Source organism: Streptomyces sp. NPDC048604 (assembly GCF_043199435.1).
Classification (GTDB): Bacteria; Actinomycetota; Actinomycetes; order Streptomycetales; family Streptomycetaceae; genus Streptomyces.
In genome coordinates this window covers 7,095-27,470 of sequence record NZ_JBICVX010000010.1, presented here as the reverse complement: position 1 = coordinate 27,470, position 20,376 = coordinate 7,095, and the positions used below count along the sequence as shown (strand labels likewise).

The window sequence follows — 20,376 nt, the reverse complement described above, 5'->3', positions numbered from 1 at the left end:
GTCCGATCATATGTCCGGTCCTGCGCCCCGTCAGGCGCCGCAGGAGCGGAGGAACCGCCTGGTGCGCGCGGCGATCGGGTACGGCTTGTCCGGCGGGCAGGGGTACATGTCCTGCTCCACGATGGCGAACAGCTCCACGCCCAGCGCCTGCGCCGCCGCCAGAACCGGCTCCAGGGCCGGTACGCCGACGGGCGGCTCGCACATCACGCCCTGCGCGACCGCCGGGCCGAACGGCACCTCGTCCGCGACCACCCGGGCCAGGACCTCCGGGTCGACCTGCTTCAGATGGAGGTAGCCGATCCGCTCGCCGTATGTCTCGATCAGCTTGACGCTGTCCCCGCCGCAGTACGCGTAGTGGCCGGTGTCCAGGCAGAGCGCGACCAGGCCGGGGTCGGTGGCGTCGAGGAAACGGGCCACGTTCTCCTCGGTGTCGAGGTGCGTGTCCGCGTGCGGGTGCACGACGATCCGCAGCCCGTACCGGTCCCGCACCTCCCGGCCCAGGCGCTCCGTCAGGGCGGTCAGATCGCGCCATTGCGCGGCGGTCAGGGTGCGGTCCTCCAGGACCTCGCCGGTCTTGTCGTCCCGCCAGAACGACGGGATCACGACGAGGTGTTCCGCGCCCATGGCCCGGGCCAGCTCCGCGTTGTCGGCGACCTGCGCCCAGGTGCGGTCCCAGACCGCGGGGCCGTGGTGCAGCCCGGTGAAGACCGTGCCGGCCGAGACCCGCAGCCCGCGCCGTTCGGTCTCCTCGGTGAGCCGCGCCGGATCGGTGGGCAGATAGCCGTACGGGCCGAGCTCGATCCACGCGTACCCGGCCCGCGCGACCTCGTCGAGGAAGCGTTCCCAGGGGACTTGGCGGGGATCGTCGGGGAACCACACGCCCCACGAGTCGGGGGCGGAGCCGATCCGGATCCGGGACAGCGGAGATGAGGGCGACAGGGACGGCAGCGGGGACGACTGCGGGGGCGTCGGCGTCATGCGGCTCAGCTTGGCCGGGGGCCGGTAAGCGGTCAAGAGTTCGTCCGAATGTAAGGACAAAATGTTGACAGGCTTCCGGGGCGGGACTAGATCTGGTGCCGGGCCACACGAGAGGCGGCGCGCATGCAGCGGCAGGACGACGCGTACGACGTGATCACCATGGGCCGGATCGGCGTGGACCTCTACCCCCTGCGGACCGGGGTCCCGCTCGCGGACGTGGACGCCTTCGGAAAGTTCCTGGGCGGTTCGGCCACCAACGTCGCGGTCGCCGCGGCCCGGCTCGGACGGCGCACCGCCGTCGTCACCCGCACCGGCGCGGACCCGTTCGGCGACTACCTGCGCCGCGAACTGCGCGCCTTCGGCGTCGACGACCGCTGGGCGACGCCCGTCGACGGGCTGCCGACCCCCCTCACGTTCTGCGAGCTGTTCCCGCCGGACGACTTCCCGCTGTACTTCTACCGCCGCCCCAAGGCCCCCGACCTGGAGATCCGCGCCGAAGAGCTCGACCTCGACGCCGTCCGCGCGGCCCGGCTCTTCTGGATGACCGGGACGGGCCTGAGCGCCGAGCCCAGCCGCGGCGCCACCCTGGAGGCCCTGCGTGCCCGCGCCCGGACCCGCACCGCGGGCGACGGACGGCACACCGTCTTCGACCTCGACTGGCGGCCGATGCTCTGGGACGACCCCGACCCCGCCGACGTACGACGGCACTACCGCGAGGCACTGCAATACGCGACCGTCGCCGTCGGCAACCTGGAGGAGTGCGCGATCGCCACCGGCGAGCACGAACCGCACGCCGCCGCCCGCGCCCTGCTCGCCGCGGGCGTCCGCCTCGCCGTCGTCAAACGGGGCCCCAAGGGCGTCCTCGCCCTCGCCGCCGACGGCGAGAGCGCGGACGTGCCGCCGGTCCCCGTCGACGTCGTCAACGGCCTCGGCGCCGGGGACGCCTTCGGCGGCGCCCTCTGCCACGGCCTGCTGGCCGCCCGCCCCCTGGACCAGGTCCTGCGCTACGCCAACGCCGCCGGCGCCCTCGTCGCCGCTCGCCTCGCCTGCTCCTCGGCCATGCCGTACGACGAGGAGATCGAGGCGGCACTGGAAACCGGCCGCGTGGAACCCGGTCGTGTGGAACCCGGCCGTGTGGAACCCGAGGCAGGCCCCTCATGAGCGTCCCCGCCCCCATCGACCCCGCCGAGCTCGTCGACGTCCGCGTCCGGCACCCGGAGGCCGTCGCCGAGGCCGCGGAGCGGCGCAAACGGCGGGCGCTGGTGGGGGAGCGGGGGCAGCTGCTGATCATCGCGGCCGACCATCCGGCCCGCGGGGCGCTCGCCGTCGGGGGCCGGCCGCTGGCCATGGCCAACCGGATCGACCTGCTCGAACGGCTGCGGCTCGCGCTGTCGCGGCCCGGCGTCGACGGAGTGCTCGCCTCCGCGGACATCCTCGACGACCTGCTGCTGCTCGGGGCCCTGGAGGACCGGATCGCCGTCGGGTCCATGAACCGCGGCGGGCTCGCCGGAGCGGCGTTCGAGCTCGACGACCGGTTCACCGGACACCGGCCCGAGGACCTCGCACGGCTCGGCTTCGACGCCGGGAAGCTGCTGCTCCGGCTCGACTACGACGACCCCGGCTCGCTCGACACCCTGCACTCCGCCGCCCGCGCCGTCGACGCCATGGCCGCACTGCGGCTGCCCGTCTTCGTCGAGCCCTTCGTCTGCCGCCGCGGCCCCGACGGAGGGCTCCGCACCGACCTGTCCGCCGAGGCCGTCACCACCTCCATCGCCGTCGCCTCCGGGCTCGCCGGGACCTCCGCGTACACCTGGCTCAAGGTCCCCGTCACCGAGGACCCCGACGACATGGCCGCCGTGATGGAGACCTCGACCCTGCCCGCCGTGCTGCTCGGCGGCGACGTCGGCCCCGACCAGGACGCCGCGTACGAGAGGTGGCGCACCGCGCTGCGGCTGCCCACCGTCCGCGGCCTGGTCGTCGGCCGCTCCCTGCTCTACCCGCCCGACGGCGACGTGGCCGCCGCCGTCGACACCGCCGCCGGCCTGCTCGCCGCGCTCTGACTCCCGGAGGGGTACGCATCGACCATGGACAAGACCGGCTCCGACCTCCATCTGCCCGCCGGCGCCGCCGCCGAGGCCCCGTACGCGCTGCGCGTCGAGCCCGAGCGGGCCGGATGGACGTACTCCGCCCTGCGGACCCTGCACCTCGGCCCCGGCGGCGAGCACGCCTTCGACAGCGGGGAGTTCGAATGGATCGTGCTTCCGCTGTCCGGCGGCGGTACGGTGCACGTGAACGGTGAGAGCTTCCAACTGCGGGGCCGGACAAGCGTGTTCGACGGAGTCGCCGACTTCGCGTACGTGCCCAGGGACGCCCGCGTGCTGATCGCCTCCGGTGCGGGAGGCCGCTTCGCCCTGGCAGGAGCGAAGTGCGAGCGACGACTCCCCGCCCGCTACGGCCCCGCGCCGGAGGTTCCGGTCGAGACCCGCGGCAGCGGCGGCACGGCCCGCGAGGTCCGCGGCTTCGCCGCCGCCGGCGCGTTCGACTGCGACCGCCTCATCGCCGTCGAGGTCGTCACCCCCGGCGGCAACTGGTCCTCCTATCCACCGCACAAGCACGACGAGCACCTGCCCGGCGAGGAGTCCGAACTGGAGGAGATCTACTACTACGAGATCGCCGGCGCGGGCTACGGCTACCAGCGCGTCTCCCCGTCCCGCCCCGGCGGCGCCGATCTGCTCGCCGAGGTCCGCACGGGTGACGTCGTCCTCGTCCCCGACGGCTGGCACGGCCCGTCGATCGCCCAGCCCGGCCACACCATGTACTACCTGAACGTGATGGCGGGCCCCGGCGCCGAGCGGGAGTGGCGGATCCGCTTCCACCCCGACCACACGGAGGGCTACCGATGAGCGTCGAGCGGCTGACCGTCGCCCAGGCCCTGGTGCGCTTCCTGAGCCGCCAGTACACGGAGCGGGACGGCGTCCGGCGCCGGCTGATCACCGCGACCTGGGGCATCTTCGGCCACGGCAACGTCGCCGGCATCGGGCAGGCCCTCGTCGAGTACGCCGACGACATGCCGTACCTCCAGGGCCGCAACGAACAGGCCATGGTGCACGCGGCCGTCGGCTTCGCCCGCCAGAACGGCCGGCTCTCCGCCCAGGCCGTCACCACCTCCATCGGGCCCGGTGCCACCAACCTCGTCACCGGCGCCGCGCTCGCCACCATCAACCGGCTGCCCGTGCTGCTGCTCCCCGGCGACGTCTTCGCGACGCGGCCCGCCGACCCCGTCCTGCAGCAGCTCGAAGTCCCCCACGCCGGCGACGTGTCCGTCAACGACTGCCTGCGGCCGGTCTCGAAGTACTTCGACCGGATCACCCGCCCCGAGCAGCTGATCCCCGCCGCGCTCGCCGCGGCGCGGACCCTCGCCGACCCCGCCGAGACCGGCGCGGTGACCCTCGCCCTGCCGCAGGACGTGCAGACCGAGGCGTACGACTGGCCCGCCGAGTTCTTCGCCGAACGCAACTGGCGGCTGCGCCGCCCGCTGCCCGACGAGGCCGAGCTCGCCGCCGCCGTGCACGCGATCCGCAGCGCCGAACGCCCGCTGATCGTCGCCGGCGGCGGGGTGAAGCACAGCGGCGCCGAATCCGCCCTCGGCGTCCTCGCCGCCGCCACCGGCATCCCCGTCGCCGCCACCCAGGCCGGCAAGGGCGCCCTGCCGCACGGCCACCCCTCCGACGTCGGCGGCATCGGCCACACCGGCACCGCCGTCGCCGACCACCTCGCCCGCAGCGCCGACCTGGTACTCGGCATCGGCACCCGGTACACCGACTTCACCACCGCCTCCGGCACCCTCTTCGCCCGCCCCGGCGTCCGCTTCGTCAACCTCAACATCACCGGCTTCGACGCCCACAAGGCCGCTGCCCTGCCCCTGGTCGCCGACGCCCGCGCCGGCCTGGAACGGCTGCGCCGCGAACTCACCGGCCACGGCGTCCCGGCCGGCTACGAGCACGAGTACCGCGCCGAACGGGACCGCTGGGATGCCCGGGTCTCCGCCGCCTACGCCCCCGGACGGGAGGACGCCCGGCCCACCCAGCCGCAGGTCCTCGGCGTGCTCGACACCCTGGTCACCGAGGACGACATCCTGATCAACGCCGCCGGCTCGCTCCCCGGCGACCTGCACAAGCTCTGGCGGGCCCGCTCCGCCGACCAGTACCACGTCGAATACGGGTACTCCTGCATGGGCTACGAGATTCCGGCGGCCGTCGGCGTCGCCCTCGCCGCGCCCGGCCGACCGGTGTGGGCGCTCGTCGGCGACGGTACATACCTGATGAACCCCACCGAAATCGTCACCGCCGTACAGGAGGACCTGCCGATCAAACTCGTGATCCTGCAGAACCACGGCTATGCCTCCATCGGCTCGCTGTCCGAGTCCGTCGGCGCCGAGCGGTACGGCACCGCCTACCGCTTCCGGGCCGCCGACCGCACCTACACCGGACCCCCGCTGCCGGTCGACCTGGCAGCCAACGCGGCCTCCCTCGGCATGCGGGTGCTGCGCGCCCACACCATCCGTGACCTGCGGGAAGCACTGTCCGACGCCCGTGCCGCGACCGTCCCCACATGTGTCTACGTCGAGACCGAAACGGCAGACACAGTGTCGGGCGCGCCCCCGGCCGAGGCGTGGTGGGATGTGCCCGTGGCCGAGACCGCCACCCGCCCGTCGGCGGTCAAGGCACGGGAGCAGTACGACCGGCACGTCACAGCCCGACGCCGCCATCTGTGAAGGAGTAACCGTCATGACGAAGTCCGTCCACCACTGGATCGGTGGCAAGAGCGTCGAGGGCACGTCGGGCAACTGGGGCCCGGTCACCGACCCGGCCACCGGCGCCGTGACCACGCAGGTGGCGCTCGCCTCCGTCGACGAGGTCGACGCGGCCGTGGCCTCGGCGAAGGCCGCCTTCGCGACCTGGGGCCAGTCCTCGCTGGCGCAGCGCACCACCGTGCTGTTCAAGTTCCGCGCCCTGCTCGACGCCAACCGCGACGCCATCGCCGAGCTGATCACCGCCGAGCACGGCAAGGTGCACTCCGACGCGCTCGGCGAGGTCGCCCGCGGTCTGGAGATCGTCGACCTGGCCTGCGGCATCACCACCCAGCTCAAGGGCGAGCTGTCCACCCAGGTCTCCAACCGGGTCGACGTCGCCGCGATCCGCCAGCCCGTCGGCGTCGTCGCCGGCATCACGCCGTTCAACTTCCCGGCCATGGTGCCGATGTGGATGTTCCCGCTGGCCATCGCCTGCGGCAACACGTTCATCCTCAAGCCCAGCGAGAAGGACCCCTCGCCGTCCCTGAAGATCGCCGAGCTGCTCGCCGAGGCGGGACTGCCGGACGGCGTGTTCAACGTCCTGCACGGCGACAAGGTGGCCGTCGACCGGCTTCTGGAGCACCCCGACGTCTCCGCGATCTCCTTCGTCGGCTCCACCCCGATCGCCCGCCACATCCACACCACCGCCTCCGCCAACGGCAAGCGCGTGCAGGCCCTCGGCGGCGCGAAGAACCACATGCTGGTGCTGCCGGACGCGGACCTCGACGCCGCCGCCGACGCGGCGGTCTCCGCGGCGTACGGCTCGGCCGGCGAGCGCTGCATGGCGATCTCCGCGGTCGTCGCGGTCGGCTCCATCGGCGACGAGCTGGTCGACAAGATCCGCGAGCGCGCCGAGAAGATCAAGATCGGTCCGGGCGACGACCCGACCTCCGAGATGGGCCCGCTGATCACCAAGGTCCACCGCGACAAGGTCGCCTCGTACGTGCACGGCGCCGCGGCCCAGGGCGCCGAGGTCGTCCTCGACGGCACCGGTTACACGGTCGAGGGCTACGAGGACGGCCACTGGATCGGCCTGTCGCTGCTCGACAGGGTCTCCACCGACGCGGACGCCTACCGCGACGAGATCTTCGGCCCGGTGCTGTGCGTGCTGCGCGCCGAGACGTATGAGGACGGCCTCGCCCTCATCAACGCCTCGCCGTTCGGCAACGGCACGGCGATCTTCACCCGGGACGGCGGCGCGGCCCGCCGCTTCCAGCTGGAGGTCGAGGCGGGCATGGTCGGCGTGAACGTGCCGATCCCGGTGCCGGTGGGCTACCACTCCTTCGGCGGCTGGAAGGACTCGCTCTTCGGCGACCACCACATCTACGGCAACGACGGCGTGCACTTCTACACCCGCGGCAAGGTCGTCACCACCCGCTGGCCGGACCCGTCCGAGGCCCCGGCGGGCGTGGACCTGGGCTTCCCGCGCAACCACTGAGGTCCCCCCCCTCGCGCCGAGGCCCCGTACGGATCGTCCGATCCGTACGGGGCCTCGGCCGTCGCTGCCGCTACCGGGTGTAGAGGAGCTTGTTCGGCGAGCCGGTCAGCGGGTTCTGGACCTTGTCCGGGGTGGCGTTGGCCACCAGGGCCGCGTTCACCTGCGCCGGAGCGGCTGTGGGGTGGGCGGACAGGTAGAGGGCCGCGGCGCCGACCGTGTGGGGCGTCGCCATGCTCGTACCGGAGATGGTGTTCGTGGCCGAGTCGCCGTCCTTCCACGCCGAGGTGATGTCGACGCCCGGGGCGAACAGGTCGACGCAGCGGCCGTAGTTGGAGAACGAGGCGCGGCGGTCGGTGCGGTCCGTCGCGCCGACCGTGAGGGCCTCGGGCACGCGGGCCGGCGAGTAGTTGCAGGCGTTCGCGGGCAGGCCGAGCAGCGGCAGACCGTTGCCCGCGGCCACGGCGTACGTCACGCCCGAGGCGATCGAGCGCTTGACCGCGTCGTCCAGGGAGGCGTTCGCGCTGCCGCCGAGGCTCATGTTGGCCACGGCCGGCTTCTGCGCGTTGGCGGTGACCCAGTCGACGCCGGCGATGACACCGGCGGTCGTACCGGAGCCGTCACAGCCCAGCACCCGGACGGCCACCAGCTTCACGCCCTTGGCGACGCCGTACTTCGCGCCGCCGACCGTGCCCGCCACGTGCGTGCCGTGGCCCTGGCAGTCCTGGCCGTTCTGCCCGTCGCCGACGGTGTCCGTGCCGACCGAGGCCCGGCCGCCGAACTCGCCGTGCGAGGTGCGGATACCGGTGTCGATGATGTACGCCGTCACGTTCGACGCGGTGGTGTCGTATGTGTACGTCGTCGACAGCGGAAGGTTCCGCTGGTCGACCCGGTCCAGGCCCCAGGTCGCGTCCGGCTGGGTGCCGGCCATCCGGACCGTGGCGTTCTGCTCGATGTACTTCACCCGCGGGTCCGCGGCCAGCCGCGCGGCCCGCGCCCGCGACATCGAGGCCGAGAAGCCCTTGAGCACCGAGCGGTACTCGTGCTGCGGCGTCACGCCGAGGTCCGCCGCGCGCGTCGAGCCGTCCTTGAGGACGACGATCCAACTGCCGTCCACGGCCACGGCCTTCGGCGCGAGCCGGAGCTCACCGACCGTCGCACTCTGCGCCGTGGGGGAGGCGGCGAACTGAAGGCCGCCCACCAGCGCGACGACGGGTATCAGCGCTCCGAGACGGCGGGACCGGCGGGATGCGGAAGTCATGAAAGGGGCACCTGACCTTTCGTTGTCCGATCGGGGGGTGCCACAGAGTCTCTTGTTGTCATGTGCGGCACAAGGGGGGATCACGCGACGTCCACATACAGCAGCGGGTGTACGCGGAACCTCCGCGTACGCCTCAAGGAGGCCGTGCGGTTCCGACCGGTGGGCCGCCTTACGGGCCGGTGCGGCGCTTAGGGTTTGGCGCATGAAGCCCCGACTTCCCCGGTGGACCGCGGTCCTCGCCGTCCTCGCCGTGCTCGCGGGCGGCGGGGCCTGGGCTGCCGCCGCCTCGGACCGACCCCCGCCCGTGCAGCGCGCCGACCGGGTCCTCGACCTGCCCGGTGCGCGGATCGACACCTCGTACTTCACCGCCGGCGGTGAAGGCCGTCGGCCCGCCGTGCTCCTCGGGCACGGCTTCGGCGGCAGCAAGGACGATGTGCGAGCCCAGGCCGAGAAGCTCGCCGGCGACGGGTACGCCGTGCTCACCTGGTCCGCCCGCGGCTTCGGCCGGTCCACCGGGCGGATCGGGCTCAACGACCCCGCCCACGAGGTCCAGGACGTCCGCCGGCTGATCGACTGGCTGGCCGGGCGCCCCGAGGTGCGGCTCGACAAGAAGGGCGACCCGCGGGTCGGCGTCGCCGGCGCCTCCTACGGCGGGGCGATCGCGCTGCTCGCCGCCGGGTACGACACCCGCGTCGACGCGATCGCCCCGGCGATCACGTACTGGAACCTCGCGGACGCCCTGTTCCCGAACGGGGTGTTCAAGAAGCTCTGGGCCGGGATCTTCTTCTCCACCGGGTCCACCTCGGCGGCTCCGGGCGCTCCCGGACGCCCCACCGCGCCGTCCGCCTGCGGCCGCTTCAGCGACGAACTCTGCGCCCTCTACCAGCGCGTCGCCGTGAGCGGAAAGCCGGACGCCGCCGCCCGTGCGCTCCTGGAGGCCCGCAGCCCGTCCGCCGTCGGCGCCAGGATCAAGGTCCCGGCGCTGATCGTCCAGGGGCAGACCGACTCGCTGTTCCCGCTCTCCCACGCCGACGCCATGGCCCGCACCATCGCCGCCAACGGCGCACCGGTCGCGGTCGACTGGATCGCCGGCGGCCACGACGGCGGCGACCGCGAGACCGACCGCGTCGAGTCCCGCGTCCGCGCCTGGTTCGACCGCCACCTCAAGGGCGATGCGAACGCCGACACCGGCCCCGCCTTCCGGGTCAGCCGCTCCGGCGGCGTCGACTCCACCGACGGACAGGCCACGCTGCGCGGCGCGACCGCCGACCGCTACCCCGGCCTCGCCGCCGGCGCACGCACCGTCGAACTCGCCGCCCGGCCGGGGACCTTCACCAACCCCGCCGGCGCCAACCCGCCCGCCATCTCCGCCGTCCCCGGCGTCGGCGGCGCGCTCGGCTCCTTCTCCTCCCTCGGCGTCGGACTCTCGCTGGACTTCCCCGGCCAGTCCGCCGCCTTCGAGTCCCGCCCGCTGACCACGCCGATGCGGATCACCGGCGCGCCGACGGTGCGCGTCAAGGTCGCCTCCGACACCGGCGAGGCGGTCCTGTTCGGCAAGGTGTACGACGTCGGACCGGACGGCCGGCAGCAGGTGCTGCCCTCCCAGCTCGTCGCCCCGGTGCGCGTCGAGGGCGCACGGCAGGGCCGGACCGTCGACCTGACGCTGCCCGCCGTGGACCACGAGGTCGAGGCCGGGCACCGGCTGCGCCTGGTGCTCGCCGCCACCGACCTCGGCTACGCCTCGCCGGTCACCCCGGCCACGTACAGCGTCACCCCGCAGGGGCCGCTCACCGTGCCCACCGCGCCGGCCGTGCGCACCCAGGCGGCGGGACTGCCCTGGTGGGTCTGGGGCCTGCCCGCCGCGGGCGCGCTGATCGCGGCCGCCCTGCTGCTCACCGCCCGCCGCCGCACCGCCGCGCCCGCCCCGGACCCGGCGCTGGCCGCCGTCCCGCTGCAGATCGCCGGGCTGACGAAGAAGTACGCGGGCGCCACCGACCGGTACGCCGTACGGGACCTCTCCTTCCGTGTCGAGCAGGGCCAGGTGCTCGGTCTGCTCGGCCCCAACGGGGCCGGGAAGACCACCACCCTGCGGATGCTGATGGGTCTGATCACCCCGGACGACGGCGAGATCCGGGTGTTCGGGCAGGCGATCCGGCCCGGCGCGCCCGTGCTGTCGCGGGTCGGCGCGTTCGTCGAGGGCGCGGGCTTCCTGCCGCACCTGTCCGGCCGGGACAACCTGGACCTGTACTGGAAGGCCACCGGCCGGCCCACCGAGGACGCGCACATCGAGGAGGCCCTGGAGATCGCCGGTCTCGGCGACGCCCTGGCCCGCGCCGTGCGCACGTACTCGCAGGGCATGCGGCAGCGTCTCGCCATCGCCCAGGCCATGCTCGGCCTGCCGGACCTGCTCATCCTCGACGAGCCGACCAACGGTCTCGACCCGCCGCAGATCCGCGAGATGCGGGACGTGATGATCCGGTACGCGGCCGGGGGCCGGACCGTCATCGTCTCCAGCCACCTGCTGTCGGAGGTGGAGCAGTCCTGCACCCATCTCGTGGTCATGGACCGCGGCCGGCTGGTGCAGGCCGGGCCGGTCGAGGAGATCACCGGAGCCGGCGACACCCTGCTCGTCACCGTCGCCGGCGAACTGTCCGAGCCTCTCGTCGAGAAGATCGGCGCGCTGCCGGGCGTCGGCTCCGCGGCCCGTACCGAGGGCGGCGTCCTGGTCCGGCTGGACGGCGCGGCCCCGACCGCCCTGATCGGCGAACTCGTCCGCCTGGACGTGCCGCTGACCGGGGTGGGCCCGCACCATCGCCTGGAGGACGCGTTCCTCACGCTGATCGGAGGGGACTCCGCATGACCGCCCCGACCGCTTCTCCCGCCCCGGCCCCCGCCCCGGCGGCCCTGGCGGAGACCGCGCCCGGCTACCGGGCCCGGCGCACGTTGCCGCTGCGGGTGGAGGCCCTGCGTCAGCTCAAGCGCCGCCGCACCTACGTGATGGCCGGGATCCTGGCCGCCCTGCCGTTCGTGCTCGCCGTCGCCTTCTGGATCGGCGGGGGCCCGGACGGGGACGGCCGGGGCAACAACCGGATCAACCTGATGGACACGGCGACCGCGTCCGGCGCCAATTTCGCCGCGACGTGCCTGTTCGTCTCGGCCGGTTTCCTCCTCGTGGTGCCTGTCGCGCTGTTCTGCGGTGACACGGTGGCCTCGGAGGCCAGTTGGTCCTCGTTGCGCTACCTCCTTGCCGCGCCGGTGCCGCGGGCCCGGCTGCTGTGGTCGAAACTGGTCGTGGGTCTGGCGTTCAGCGCGGCCGCGATGGTGCTGCTGCCACTGGTGGCCCTGGGCGTGGGCACGGTCGCGTACGGCTGGGGGCCGCTGCAGCTGCCCACCGGGGGAGCGCTGCCGACCGGGGAGGCCCTGCCGAGGCTGGCGCTGGCCGTCGGCTTCGTGTTCGTCTCCCAACTGGTCACCGCCGGGCTCGCGTTCTGGCTGTCGACCCGCACCGACGCCCCGCTGGGCGCGGTCGGCGGCGCGGTCGGGCTGACCATCATCGGCAACGTCCTGGACGCGGTGACCGCGCTGGGCGACTGGCGCGAGTTCCTGCCGGCGCACTGGCAGTTCGCCTGGGCCGACGCGCTCCAGCCGCAACTGGTGTGGGGCGGCATGGCCAAGGGGGCGGCGGTCTCGGTGACCTTCGCGCTGATCCTGTTCGCGCTCGCCTTCCGCGGCTTCGCCCGCAAGGACATCGTGTCCTGACCGCACGGGCCCTGAGCCCGGGCGCCCCGGCGTTCACAGCCACCCCCGACGAGCCGCTTCCGCACCCGCCCGGAAGCGGCTCGTCGTGCCGAGGGCGTTCAGCAGCTCGCCGACCCGTCTGCTGTAGGTGCGCGCCGACATGCCGAGCCGGGCGGCGGCGGCCTCGTCGGTCTGCCCGGCGAGCAGCGCCTCGAGCACCGGCCGGAGCTGCGGGGACAGCTCGCGGTGCGGGACGACGGCGCCGGTCAGTTCCTCGCCCGCGTCCCAGGTGGCTCGGTGGGCGCGGACGAGGGCCTGCACGATCACCGGGTCGCGGATCAGCAGCAGCCCGTTGTAGAGCAGTTCGAGATCGAGCGGGACCGCGGCCACCCGCCGGTCGACCACGATCATCTTGAACGGGATCGACTGGGCGACCCGGGCGCGGCCCGTGCGGACCGTCCCGTCGACCTGCGGCAGGGCGTGCCGCGGCACGATCCGCCGCACCGATCCGGCCCGCTCCGCCGCGGTCCGCATGCACGCTCCTGCCAGCTCCAGGAACGGCCCGGGGATCGCACGGCCCGCGGAGGCGGCCGGATCGTCGTATGTCAGCAGTTCGTGCCGCGCCGAGCCGGCGAGCCCGGCCAGTACGGCGCTGATCTGCCGCACTCCGCGCACCGGCCGCCCGGACGGCCGCAGCGCCGCCGGTCCGTCCCGCACACCCGTACCGTCCGGCACCATCGCACCGTCCCGTACGCCTGTGCCGGCCGCCCCGCCCCGCACGCCCGTGCCGTCGCGCGCGGAGGTGCCCGCCGTCGCCGTCCGGCCGAGCACGGAGCCCGCCATGTCCGCCACCGTGACCACCCCCCGCAGAAATCGGTGTGCGCCACTCCATGTACTCATGTGACTGCGCACGGTGACAAGACCCAGCTCGAAGGATGGCGAGTGCCTGCCACGGCAGACGGCCGTTGCCGCATTGAGATCCTTCCGCAACTCCTTCGTCTGCTCCTTCGGGCCGTCTCGGACGTCACATTCACAAGTGCCGTACACAGAGGGGGAGATGACATGACCCGACGTCACAGGAGGGCGTTCGCCGCCGGACTGCTGGCCGCCGGACTGCTGCTCACCGCCTGCAGCGCGGGCGACGTCAGCCGCACGTCCGCCGACAGCGGAGCCCGGAAGCCCGGCGCCGGTTCCACCGGCGGATCCGGGGGCGGAGGCAAGGCCCCCGCCCCCGGCGCGGCCCGCGACGACTCCGCTCCCGAGGGCGAGCAGCGCTCCGCGCCCGCCCCCGACTACCTGTCCACCTTCGCCCTGGACGTGGACACCGCCTCCTACGGCTACGCCCGCCGCACCCTCGCCGAGGGCCGGCTGCCCGCCCCGGACACGGTGCGGCCCGAGGAGTTCGTCAACAGCTTCCGCCCCGACTACAAGCGGCCCGAGGGCGACGGCTTCGGCGTCACCGTCGACGGCGCCCGCACGACGGCCGAGGGCTGGTCGCTGGTCCGGGTCGGGCTCGCCACCCGCGCCGCCGACCGGCACGGCCCGCGCCCGCCGGCCGCGCTGACCTTCGTCGTCGACATCTCCGGCTCGATGGCCGAACCCGGCCGCCTGGACCTGGTCAAGCGGTCCCTCGGGGTGCTCGCCGACCAGCTGGGCGACGACGACTCGGTGGCCCTGGTCACCTTCAGCGACGAGGCCGAGACCCGGCTGCCGATGACCCGAGTCGGCGGCGCGCGGGACCGTATCCGCGCCGTGGTGAACGGCCTGGAGACCACCTCGTCCACCAACGTCGAGGCGGGCGTCCGCACCGGCTACGACGTCGCCGTCGAGGGCCGCCGCAAGGGCGCGACCAACCGGGTCGTGCTGCTCTCCGACGCGCTCGCCAACACCGGCGACACCGACGCGCAGTCGATCCTGCGCCGGATCGACGAGTCCCGCCGCTCGTACGGCATCACCCTCTTCGGGGTCGGCGTCGGCAGCGACTACGGCGACGCGTTCATGGAGCAGCTCGCCGACAAGGGCGACGGCCACACCACGTACGTCTCCGACCCGGAGCAGGCCCGCAAGGTCTTCGTCGACCAGCTGCCCGCCCACATCGAGCTGCGGGCCCGCGACGCCAAGGCGCAGGTGGCCTTCGACCCGCAGACCGTGGAGCAGTTCCGGCTGATCGGCTACGAGAACCGGGACGTCGCCGACGAGGACTTCCGCAACGACCGGGTGGACGGCGGCGAGGTCGGCGCGGGCCACACCGTCACCGCGCTGTACGCGGTCAAGGTCCGCGCCGGCCGCTCCGGGCACCTGGCCACCGCGACCGTCCGCTGGCTGGACCCGGCCACCCGGGCCCCGCACGAGCAGACCGGTTCGGTCGAGACCGGGGCGCTGGCCGGCTCGGTGTGGGGCGGCGGGCACGACAGCCTGCAGCTGACGGCGATCGCCGCGTACTTCGCGGACCGGCTGCGCGGCGGCGAACTGCCGGGCGCGCCCGGGTACGCGGAGCTGGCCGTGAAGGCCGGGGCGCTGGCGGAGCGGGCCGAGTCCGCGTCGGTACGGGAGCTGGCCGAGTCGATCCGCCAGGCGGACCGCCTCAGGAACTGAGCAGGCGGACCGCCTCAGGAACCGAAGACGGCCAGGAGAGGTGAGCGCAATTCCCGGCGGGGTGGGTGACGGTCCGTCATGATGGGGCCATGCCCACCCTGCTGCTCGCCCTCGCCGTCGGATGCACCGGGCTCTACGCCGGCTTCATGCTCATCTTCCTCACCGGGATCATGCCCGCCCTGGCCCGGCTCACGGACGCGGAGTTCGTGCACGCCATGCGGCGGATCAACGAGTACGTGCCGAAGCCGCTCTTCCTCGTGGTGTTCCTCGGGATCGTGGTGTTCCCGGTGGCCGCGCTGCTCGTCCCGGTCGACGGACGCTCGGACACCCAGAAGTGGCTGATCGTCGCCGGCCTGGTCTGCGTCCTGCTCAACCATCTGGTGACGGTCGCGGGCAACATCCCGCTCAACAACGCGCTGGCGGACTCGGAGGGCGGCGCGGGCGACGACCCGGCCGCCGTACGGGCCGCCTTCGAGCGGCGCTGGAACGCCTTCCACCGGATCCGTACGCCGCTGGTCACCGCCGGCTTCGGCCTGCTGATCGCCGCCTCGCTCACGTAGGGACCGTCCGACGATCGGACAGCCCCCGCCGCCCCGCTCACCTCGGGCAGGGGGCCACCGTCGTGATCGCCGTGAACACCAGCTCGTCGTCCTGCCGGCCGCTCACCGAGACCAGGCTCTCCGAGGTGCCCGGGTAGTCCACGGCCTGGTCGATCTCGATCCAGACCGGGCTGCCGAACTCCGCGTACCGGTGGTAGGCGCTGTCCATCGCCACCGGCATCAGTTCCAGGCCCCGCGGGGCGCGGCTGCGCACCGCCTGCCGGGCCGCCTCCAGGAGCACCATGCCGGGGATGTGGTCGCCGGGGTGGTCGAACAGGACCGGGTGGGCGGTGTTGACCCGCAGCCGCCAGCGGTCGCCGGTCTCGCCCGCGTCCTCGGCGGATAGCACCACGTCGAACGGGCTCAGCCGGCCCACCAGGGCGGGCTCGACGGGCTCCGGCAGCAGGCCGGGCACCAGGTCCGCCACGACCGGCCGGTCGGCGCGCAGCCGCCGGTAGACCTCCGGGCTGGTGCAGGTGTAGCGGGCGTCGCCGGAGGCGAGGGTGCGGCCGTTCTCGCTGATCTCGACCTCGTACGAGAGCCCCGTCAGCCGGCCCGCCCGCCGGCGTATGTCCGTGCAGGTGACGTCGAGCCGCAGCTCCGCCGGCGCGCCGCCGACGGCCATCCGCCCCGGCGTCACGCGGTAGTTGAGCTCCCACATCAGGAACTGGTGTCCCAGCGGCACGTCGAAGCCGACGTGCGCGAGCAGGGCGCCGACCTGACGGATCGTCTCGGCGGCCATCATGGGGTCGTAGTGGCCGCCGCCCAGCGGCCCGAAGAAGCTGTGCGCCCGCGGCCACTGCGCGCCCATGGTGAAGTGTGCCTCGTCGTGCCGGGTCCATCCGGAGGTCAGGAAGACCTCGGCGAGCGCGGCGCGGTGCACGTACTGACGCGGGGCCGTCGTGGAGAGCTGCGGCACTGACGCGTCCGCCGCTGTCTCGGACGGTGCGGACGTCTGGAGCATGGAGGATCCCCTCGGCCTTCGTCGTTGAGGTCGGGCTACCGGCTGGGCCGGAAGTTACGAACCCCCGGGTCGGTTTACAAGGCGCGCGCTCAGGCTGTGTCAGGTCTGTTCGAAATTCGTTCACAAGTGCATCGCGACGTTCCGACGTCCGAATTTCCTTCCGGCGAACGGCACATGTCCGGTGGCGGGAGACCCGGGCTTCAAAGCCGCAGGCGCTTCGGGTATCTTCCAGACGCCGGAAATCTGTACCGCCGGGTTTGTTTCTCGGTCGAATGTCGGCTACGTGTCGAGTGAGGCCGGTCCGGGCCGGAACCTCCCGCGACGGGCGGTTCGACGTGGTGTGCCCGGCTCGTTGTCTCGGCTGTCCTGGGAGTTTCCGTGGAACACCTGCGCCACCTGCGCCTCGCGGCCGTCAACATCGACGGCGTGCTGCTCAACGACACGTTCAGCCCGGTGATCCATCGTTTCGTCACCAGCCGCGGCGGCCGCTACACCGCCGAGGTCGAGCGGGAGATCTTCTCCCAGGGCCAGCTGACCGCCGCCCGCGCCCTCGGCGCCGCCGCCGGACTGCCCGACAGCCCCGAGGACGTCCTCGCCCGCTACTTCGAGGAGCGCGCGGCCCATCTCGCCGAGCACCCGCTGCGGGTGCTCGACGGCGCCGAGGCGCTGCTGCGCCGGCTGCGCTCGCTCGGCCTGCGGACCGTCTGCTACGGCGGCCTGGACCGGCGGCACTTCGACGCGTACCTCGGCCCGCTCGCCGGACTCTTCGACGAGCCGGGCTACGTGTGCACCAACGACTTCCGTCCCGGGGTGCACGAGATCACCGCCGAGGTCTTCGGACTCGACCATGGCCGGGCGCTGTTCATCGACGACGTGGCCCGCGTCGCCGAGGCCGCGCGCGAGCTCGGCACCGCGTTCGTCGGCCACCCGAGCGACTTCGCGCACGGCTTCCAGGGCGAACTCATGCGCCGGGCGGGCGTCCGCCATGTCGTCGGCTCGCTCGACGCGATCGACGAGCCCCTGCTGCGCGCCGTCGACGCCGAGGCCGCCGCCGGCCGTGTCTGGACGGGCTGAGCCCGCCGTGCCCGTGCACCATAGGCACCACACGCACCACATGCGCCACACGCACCACACATGCCACACCCATCCCATCCATCGGTCCGAGAGGGACGACTCCGCCATGACCGCAGACCACCGACTGCTGACCGACAAGGTCGCCCTGATCACCGGCGCCAGCAGCGGGATCGGGGCCGCCGCCGCCCGGGTGTTCGCCCGCGAGGGGGCGAAGGTGGTGCTGGCCGCGCGCCGCGAGGACCGGCTGAAGGAGCTGGTGGCCGAGCTGCGCGAGAGCGGCGCCGAGGCCGAGTACGTGGTGGCCGACATGACCCGCCGCGCCGACACGAAGGCCGCCGTGGCCTGCGCGGTGGAGACGTACGGACGGCTCGACGCGGCCTTCAACAACGCCGGCTGGGGCGCCGGCCGCGAACCGCTGCACGAGATGGACGACGAGCTCTACGACCGGATCATGGACGTCAACGTGCGCGGCGTGTGGAACTGCCTGCGCGACGAGATCGCGGTGATGCTGCCGGCCGGCGGCGGGGCGATCGTCAACAACAGCAGCGTCGGCGGGCTGCTCGCCACCCCCGTCGCGGCCCCGTACGTGGCCGCCAAGCATGCCGTCGTCGGGCTGACGAAGGCGGCCGCGGCGGAGTACGCGGCGCAGGGGATACGGATCAACTCGGTGGCCCCGGGGACCACCCGCACCGAGGTCGTCGCCGAATGGTTCGCCGCGGTCCCCGGCGTCGAGGAGGCGCTGCACGCCGCGACGCCGCAGCCGCGGACGGCCGAGCCCGCGGAGATCGCGGAGGCGGCCGCGTGGCTGCTCAGCGACCGGGCGTCGTTCGTCACCGGTGTCACCATGCCGGTCGACGGCGGCTTCACAATGGTGTGAATCTCGATGGACGGCGAGACGAACGACGCCGGCAGCGGCGGGCCACACCGGTGTCCCCGCTCCGGCGGGTACCGGGCAAGAGCGAAGGACGTGACCACCAATGGCTAAACAGGATCGGGCGATCCGTACCCGCCAGGCGATCTTGGAAGCGGCCGCCGCCGTTTTCGACGAGCGTGGGTACGACGCCGCCAAGCTCTCCGACATCCTGGAACTGGCCCAGGTCACGAAGGGCGCGCTGTACTTCCACTTCGAGTCCAAGGAGGACCTGGCGAACGCGGTGATCGAGGCGCAGGTCTCGGCCGCGCCCGAACCGCGGCCCCAGGTGTCGAAGCTGCAGGAGTTCGTCGACATCGGGATGATCTTCGCGCACCGGCTCACCCACGACGGACTGTTGCGCGGCAGCGTACGGCTCACCCTCGACCAGGGCGGTCACGAGCTCAACCGCGGCGGCCCGTACCGCGAGTGGACGGAACTGAACCTGAAGGTCCTCGAAGAGGCGAAGGCGCGCGGCGAGTTGCTGCCGCACGCCGATCCGGCCGAGGTGGCGCCGCTGGTCGTGGGCTCGTACGCCGGGCTGAACCTGATGTCGCAGGCGCTGGGTTCGGGGCGTTCGGACATGGAGCGGTGGGCGTCCGTGCTCTACCGCCATGTGCTGCCGAGCATCGCGGTGCCGGCGGTGCTGGCGATGCTCGATATGGAGCCCGGCCGTGGCGAGCGGGCGCTCGGCGGCGCGTGAAACCATACCGACCTGCCGGTTTTTCTTGCCGTGCACCCGCACGTCGCTCGAACGTTCCTTGATTCCGCTCCATGAAAGCGTACCCCCGGGTCCAGAATCTGGACGCGGGGGTACGCTTCTGCGTGCGGCAAGCGCTTGCATCATCCCTTTAAATCGGGAAACTTCGGACAGGACCTGCATCTTAGTGCAATCCGTATTCCATACCGCGAGGTTTCTTATTGACATGCCTCCCGGTCTCTTTTCTAATCGTGCAGGGCCGAGCCGCACGCATGAGGGGGAAGCAGTGGACGTCCGGATCCTGGGTGGACTGTCGGTACGCGAGAACGGCGTCTGCGTCGTCGCCACCGCCGCGGCACCCCGCCAGGTCCTCGCCCTCCTCGCCGCGAAGGCCGACCAGGTCGTCCCCGTCACCGTTCTCCTGGAAGAACTCTGGCCCTCCGGCGCCCCCCGCGGCGCCCGCGCCGAACTCCAGGCGCACATCCACGGGCTGCGCTCCCTGATCGCCACCGCGCTGCGCAACACCGAGGCACCGCCGGCCGGCGGCGCCTGGCAGGAGCGCCGCACCGCCGAGGCGGTTCTGGTGAGCCTCCCCGGCGGCTACCGGCTCGACACGGGCGGCGGCTCGCACGACGCCTGGCAGTTCGAACGGGCCACCGGCGCCGGCTACCGGGCCATGGAGTCCGGCGACCTCCACCGCGCCTCCCGCAGGCTCGGCGAGGCCCTGGAACTGTGGCGCGGTGACCCGTTCGCCGATGTCGCCGCGGGCCCGCATCTACGCGCCGAGATCGAGCGCCTGGAAGCCTCCCGGCTCAGCGCCCTGGACCAGTGGGTCGAGGCGCGGCTGCAGCTCGGCCGGCACGTGGAGATGGTGCCCGAGCTCTCCGAACTCGTCGCCCTGCACCGCACCAACGAGTCCCTGCACTGCCAGTTCATCGTCGCGCTGCTGCGCTGCGGCCGGCAGGACGAGGCCATGGAGGTCTACCAGCGGCTCCGGGACGGGCTGCGCCGGGAGACCGGCCGGGAGCCGTCGCCCCGGCTGCGCCGGCTGCAGCGCTCGATCATGACGGTCCGTCCGCCGCTGCGTCCGTTGGTGGGCACGCCGGCGGGCTCGTTCGTGTGAGGACACACGCACGACGTACGGCCCATGACGCACGACGCACGACGGCGGGGGGGCCGGCGGAAGTCCTGCCCCCCCCCCCGCCCGGGGGTGGGGGGGTAAGGCCGCGGCGGAGCGCCCAGTAAATTGGGGGGGGCGATACGAGAAGAC

The 20,376-nt window shown here is 73.2% G+C and carries 17 protein-coding genes; 13 read left to right on the top strand and 4 right to left on the bottom strand.

The features are described 5' to 3' along the window. Window positions 1-30 precede the first annotated feature (30 nt). Window positions 31-978: a sugar phosphate isomerase/epimerase family protein gene (locus tag ACGFMM_RS21025; RefSeq protein ID WP_393647899.1), complete on the bottom strand. Its 948-nt coding sequence runs from the start codon at window positions 976-978 to the stop codon at window positions 31-33. A 123-nt stretch (window positions 979-1,101) separates the two neighbouring features. Here ACGFMM_RS21025 and iolC point away from each other — a divergent pair, with 123 nt between their 5' ends. Genes iolC through mmsA form a run of 5 tightly spaced genes read left to right on the top strand, consistent with a single transcriptional unit; the run spans window position 1,102 to window position 7,268 of the window. Continuing rightward, window positions 1,102-2,139 carry a 5-dehydro-2-deoxygluconokinase gene (gene iolC, locus ACGFMM_RS21020; RefSeq protein ID WP_393647898.1) on the top strand — a complete coding sequence of 346 codons (1,038 nt, stop codon included), beginning with the start codon at window positions 1,102-1,104 and terminating at the stop codon, window positions 2,137-2,139. Next, window positions 2,136-3,038 (top strand): deoxyribose-phosphate aldolase, encoded by a 903-nt coding sequence (locus tag ACGFMM_RS21015; protein ID WP_393647897.1) that lies wholly within the window; start codon window positions 2,136-2,138, stop codon window positions 3,036-3,038. The genes iolC and ACGFMM_RS21015 overlap by 4 nt, the downstream gene beginning before the upstream one ends. Window positions 3,039-3,062: 24 nt before the next feature. Beyond that, on the top strand, window positions 3,063-3,881 hold the full coding sequence (iolB, locus tag ACGFMM_RS21010; protein WP_393647896.1) for a 5-deoxy-glucuronate isomerase: 819 nt from the start codon (window positions 3,063-3,065) through the stop codon (window positions 3,879-3,881). After that, window positions 3,878-5,752: a 3D-(3,5/4)-trihydroxycyclohexane-1,2-dione acylhydrolase (decyclizing) gene (iolD, locus tag ACGFMM_RS21005; protein WP_393647895.1), complete on the top strand. Its 1,875-nt coding sequence runs from the start codon at window positions 3,878-3,880 to the stop codon at window positions 5,750-5,752. Before iolB ends, iolD begins: the two co-directional genes overlap by 4 nt. 13 nt (window positions 5,753-5,765) lie before the next feature. Beyond that, the gene (gene mmsA, locus ACGFMM_RS21000; RefSeq protein WP_393647894.1) at window positions 5,766-7,268 is read left to right on the top strand and encodes a CoA-acylating methylmalonate-semialdehyde dehydrogenase; all 1,503 of its coding nucleotides are present in this window, start codon (window positions 5,766-5,768) and stop codon (window positions 7,266-7,268) included. A gap of 70 nt (window positions 7,269-7,338) precedes the next feature. Here the strand turns inward: mmsA and ACGFMM_RS20995 are convergent, their stop codons facing one another. Beyond that, window positions 7,339-8,526, bottom strand: coding sequence for a S8 family serine peptidase (locus ACGFMM_RS20995; protein ID WP_393647893.1), 1,188 nt, complete (start codon window positions 8,524-8,526; stop codon window positions 7,339-7,341). A 202-nt stretch (window positions 8,527-8,728) separates the two neighbouring features. On the opposite strand from ACGFMM_RS20995, the gene ACGFMM_RS20990 reads away from it, so the two are divergent. Together ACGFMM_RS20990 and ACGFMM_RS20985 are read left to right on the top strand one after the other, a co-directional pair. Continuing rightward, window positions 8,729-11,386: an alpha/beta fold hydrolase gene (locus ACGFMM_RS20990; RefSeq protein WP_393647892.1), complete on the top strand. Its 2,658-nt coding sequence runs from the start codon at window positions 8,729-8,731 to the stop codon at window positions 11,384-11,386. Then, window positions 11,383-12,285, top strand: a complete 903-nt coding sequence (locus ACGFMM_RS20985) for an ABC transporter permease (RefSeq protein ID WP_393647891.1) — start codon at window positions 11,383-11,385, stop codon at window positions 12,283-12,285. Before ACGFMM_RS20990 ends, ACGFMM_RS20985 begins: the two co-directional genes overlap by 4 nt. Before the next feature lie 33 nt (window positions 12,286-12,318). On the opposite strand, the gene ACGFMM_RS20980 is transcribed toward ACGFMM_RS20985, so the two are convergent. Then, window positions 12,319-13,107: a DNA-binding response regulator gene (locus ACGFMM_RS20980; protein WP_393647890.1), complete on the bottom strand. Its 789-nt coding sequence runs from the start codon at window positions 13,105-13,107 to the stop codon at window positions 12,319-12,321. Between the two features lie 219 nt (window positions 13,108-13,326). Here ACGFMM_RS20980 and ACGFMM_RS20975 point away from each other — a divergent pair, with 219 nt between their 5' ends. Together ACGFMM_RS20975 and ACGFMM_RS20970 are read left to right on the top strand one after the other, a co-directional pair. After that, on the top strand, window positions 13,327-14,859 hold the full coding sequence (locus tag ACGFMM_RS20975) for a von Willebrand factor type A domain-containing protein (RefSeq protein ID WP_393647889.1): 1,533 nt from the start codon (window positions 13,327-13,329) through the stop codon (window positions 14,857-14,859). A gap of 89 nt (window positions 14,860-14,948) precedes the next feature. Further along, window positions 14,949-15,419 (top strand): DUF1772 domain-containing protein, encoded by a 471-nt coding sequence (locus ACGFMM_RS20970; protein WP_393647888.1) that lies wholly within the window; start codon window positions 14,949-14,951, stop codon window positions 15,417-15,419. Between the two features lie 37 nt (window positions 15,420-15,456). Here the strand turns inward: ACGFMM_RS20970 and ACGFMM_RS20965 are convergent, their stop codons facing one another. After that, window positions 15,457-16,422, bottom strand: a complete 966-nt coding sequence (locus ACGFMM_RS20965; protein WP_393647887.1) for a ScbA/BarX family gamma-butyrolactone biosynthesis protein — start codon at window positions 16,420-16,422, stop codon at window positions 15,457-15,459. A gap of 378 nt (window positions 16,423-16,800) precedes the next feature. On the opposite strand from ACGFMM_RS20965, the gene ACGFMM_RS20960 reads away from it, so the two are divergent. The 4 genes from ACGFMM_RS20960 to ACGFMM_RS20945 all read left to right on the top strand — a co-directional run bounded on the left by ACGFMM_RS20960 (window position 16,801) and on the right by ACGFMM_RS20945 (window position 20,229). After that, on the top strand, window positions 16,801-17,496 hold the full coding sequence (locus ACGFMM_RS20960; RefSeq protein ID WP_393647886.1) for an HAD family hydrolase: 696 nt from the start codon (window positions 16,801-16,803) through the stop codon (window positions 17,494-17,496). Between the two features lie 106 nt (window positions 17,497-17,602). After that, entirely contained in the window at window positions 17,603-18,373 is a 771-nt protein-coding gene (locus ACGFMM_RS20955; protein WP_393647885.1) for a glucose 1-dehydrogenase, read from the top strand. A 100-nt stretch (window positions 18,374-18,473) separates the two neighbouring features. Continuing rightward, on the top strand, window positions 18,474-19,109 hold the full coding sequence (locus ACGFMM_RS20950) for a ScbR family autoregulator-binding transcription factor (protein WP_393647884.1): 636 nt from the start codon (window positions 18,474-18,476) through the stop codon (window positions 19,107-19,109). 283 nt (window positions 19,110-19,392) lie between these two features. After that, complete coding sequence (locus ACGFMM_RS20945; RefSeq protein WP_393647883.1) at window positions 19,393-20,229, top strand: BTAD domain-containing putative transcriptional regulator; 837 nt, start codon at window positions 19,393-19,395, stop codon at window positions 20,227-20,229. The last annotated feature ends 147 nt before the right edge of the window (window positions 20,230-20,376 follow it).

Bases quoted from the DNA above. Each gene is read 5' to 3' on its own strand.
- ACGFMM_RS20950 (WP_393647884.1), top strand. From the start codon at position 18,474: ATGGCTAAACAGGATCGGGCGATCCGTACCCGCCAGGCGATCTTGGAA.
- iolD (WP_393647895.1), top strand. From the start codon at position 3,878: ATGAGCGTCGAGCGGCTGACCGTCGCCCAGGCCCTGGTGCGCTTCCTG.
- ACGFMM_RS20955 (WP_393647885.1), top strand. From the start codon at position 17,603: ATGACCGCAGACCACCGACTGCTGACCGACAAGGTCGCCCTGATCACC.
- ACGFMM_RS21025 (WP_393647899.1), bottom strand. From the start codon at position 978: ATGACGCCGACGCCCCCGCAGTCGTCCCCGCTGCCGTCCCTGTCGCCC.
- ACGFMM_RS20965 (WP_393647887.1), bottom strand. From the start codon at position 16,422: ATGCTCCAGACGTCCGCACCGTCCGAGACAGCGGCGGACGCGTCAGTG.
- mmsA (WP_393647894.1), top strand. From the start codon at position 5,766: ATGACGAAGTCCGTCCACCACTGGATCGGTGGCAAGAGCGTCGAGGGC.
- ACGFMM_RS20970 (WP_393647888.1), top strand. From the start codon at position 14,949: ATGCCCACCCTGCTGCTCGCCCTCGCCGTCGGATGCACCGGGCTCTAC.
- ACGFMM_RS20995 (WP_393647893.1), bottom strand. From the start codon at position 8,526: ATGACTTCCGCATCCCGCCGGTCCCGCCGTCTCGGAGCGCTGATACCC.
- ACGFMM_RS20975 (WP_393647889.1), top strand. From the start codon at position 13,327: ATGACCCGACGTCACAGGAGGGCGTTCGCCGCCGGACTGCTGGCCGCC.
- iolC (WP_393647898.1), top strand. From the start codon at position 1,102: ATGCAGCGGCAGGACGACGCGTACGACGTGATCACCATGGGCCGGATC.
- ACGFMM_RS21015 (WP_393647897.1), top strand. From the start codon at position 2,136: ATGAGCGTCCCCGCCCCCATCGACCCCGCCGAGCTCGTCGACGTCCGC.
- ACGFMM_RS20985 (WP_393647891.1), top strand. From the start codon at position 11,383: ATGACCGCCCCGACCGCTTCTCCCGCCCCGGCCCCCGCCCCGGCGGCC.
- ACGFMM_RS20990 (WP_393647892.1), top strand. From the start codon at position 8,729: ATGAAGCCCCGACTTCCCCGGTGGACCGCGGTCCTCGCCGTCCTCGCC.
- ACGFMM_RS20980 (WP_393647890.1), bottom strand. From the start codon at position 13,107: ATGGCGGGCTCCGTGCTCGGCCGGACGGCGACGGCGGGCACCTCCGCG.
- iolB (WP_393647896.1), top strand. From the start codon at position 3,063: ATGGACAAGACCGGCTCCGACCTCCATCTGCCCGCCGGCGCCGCCGCC.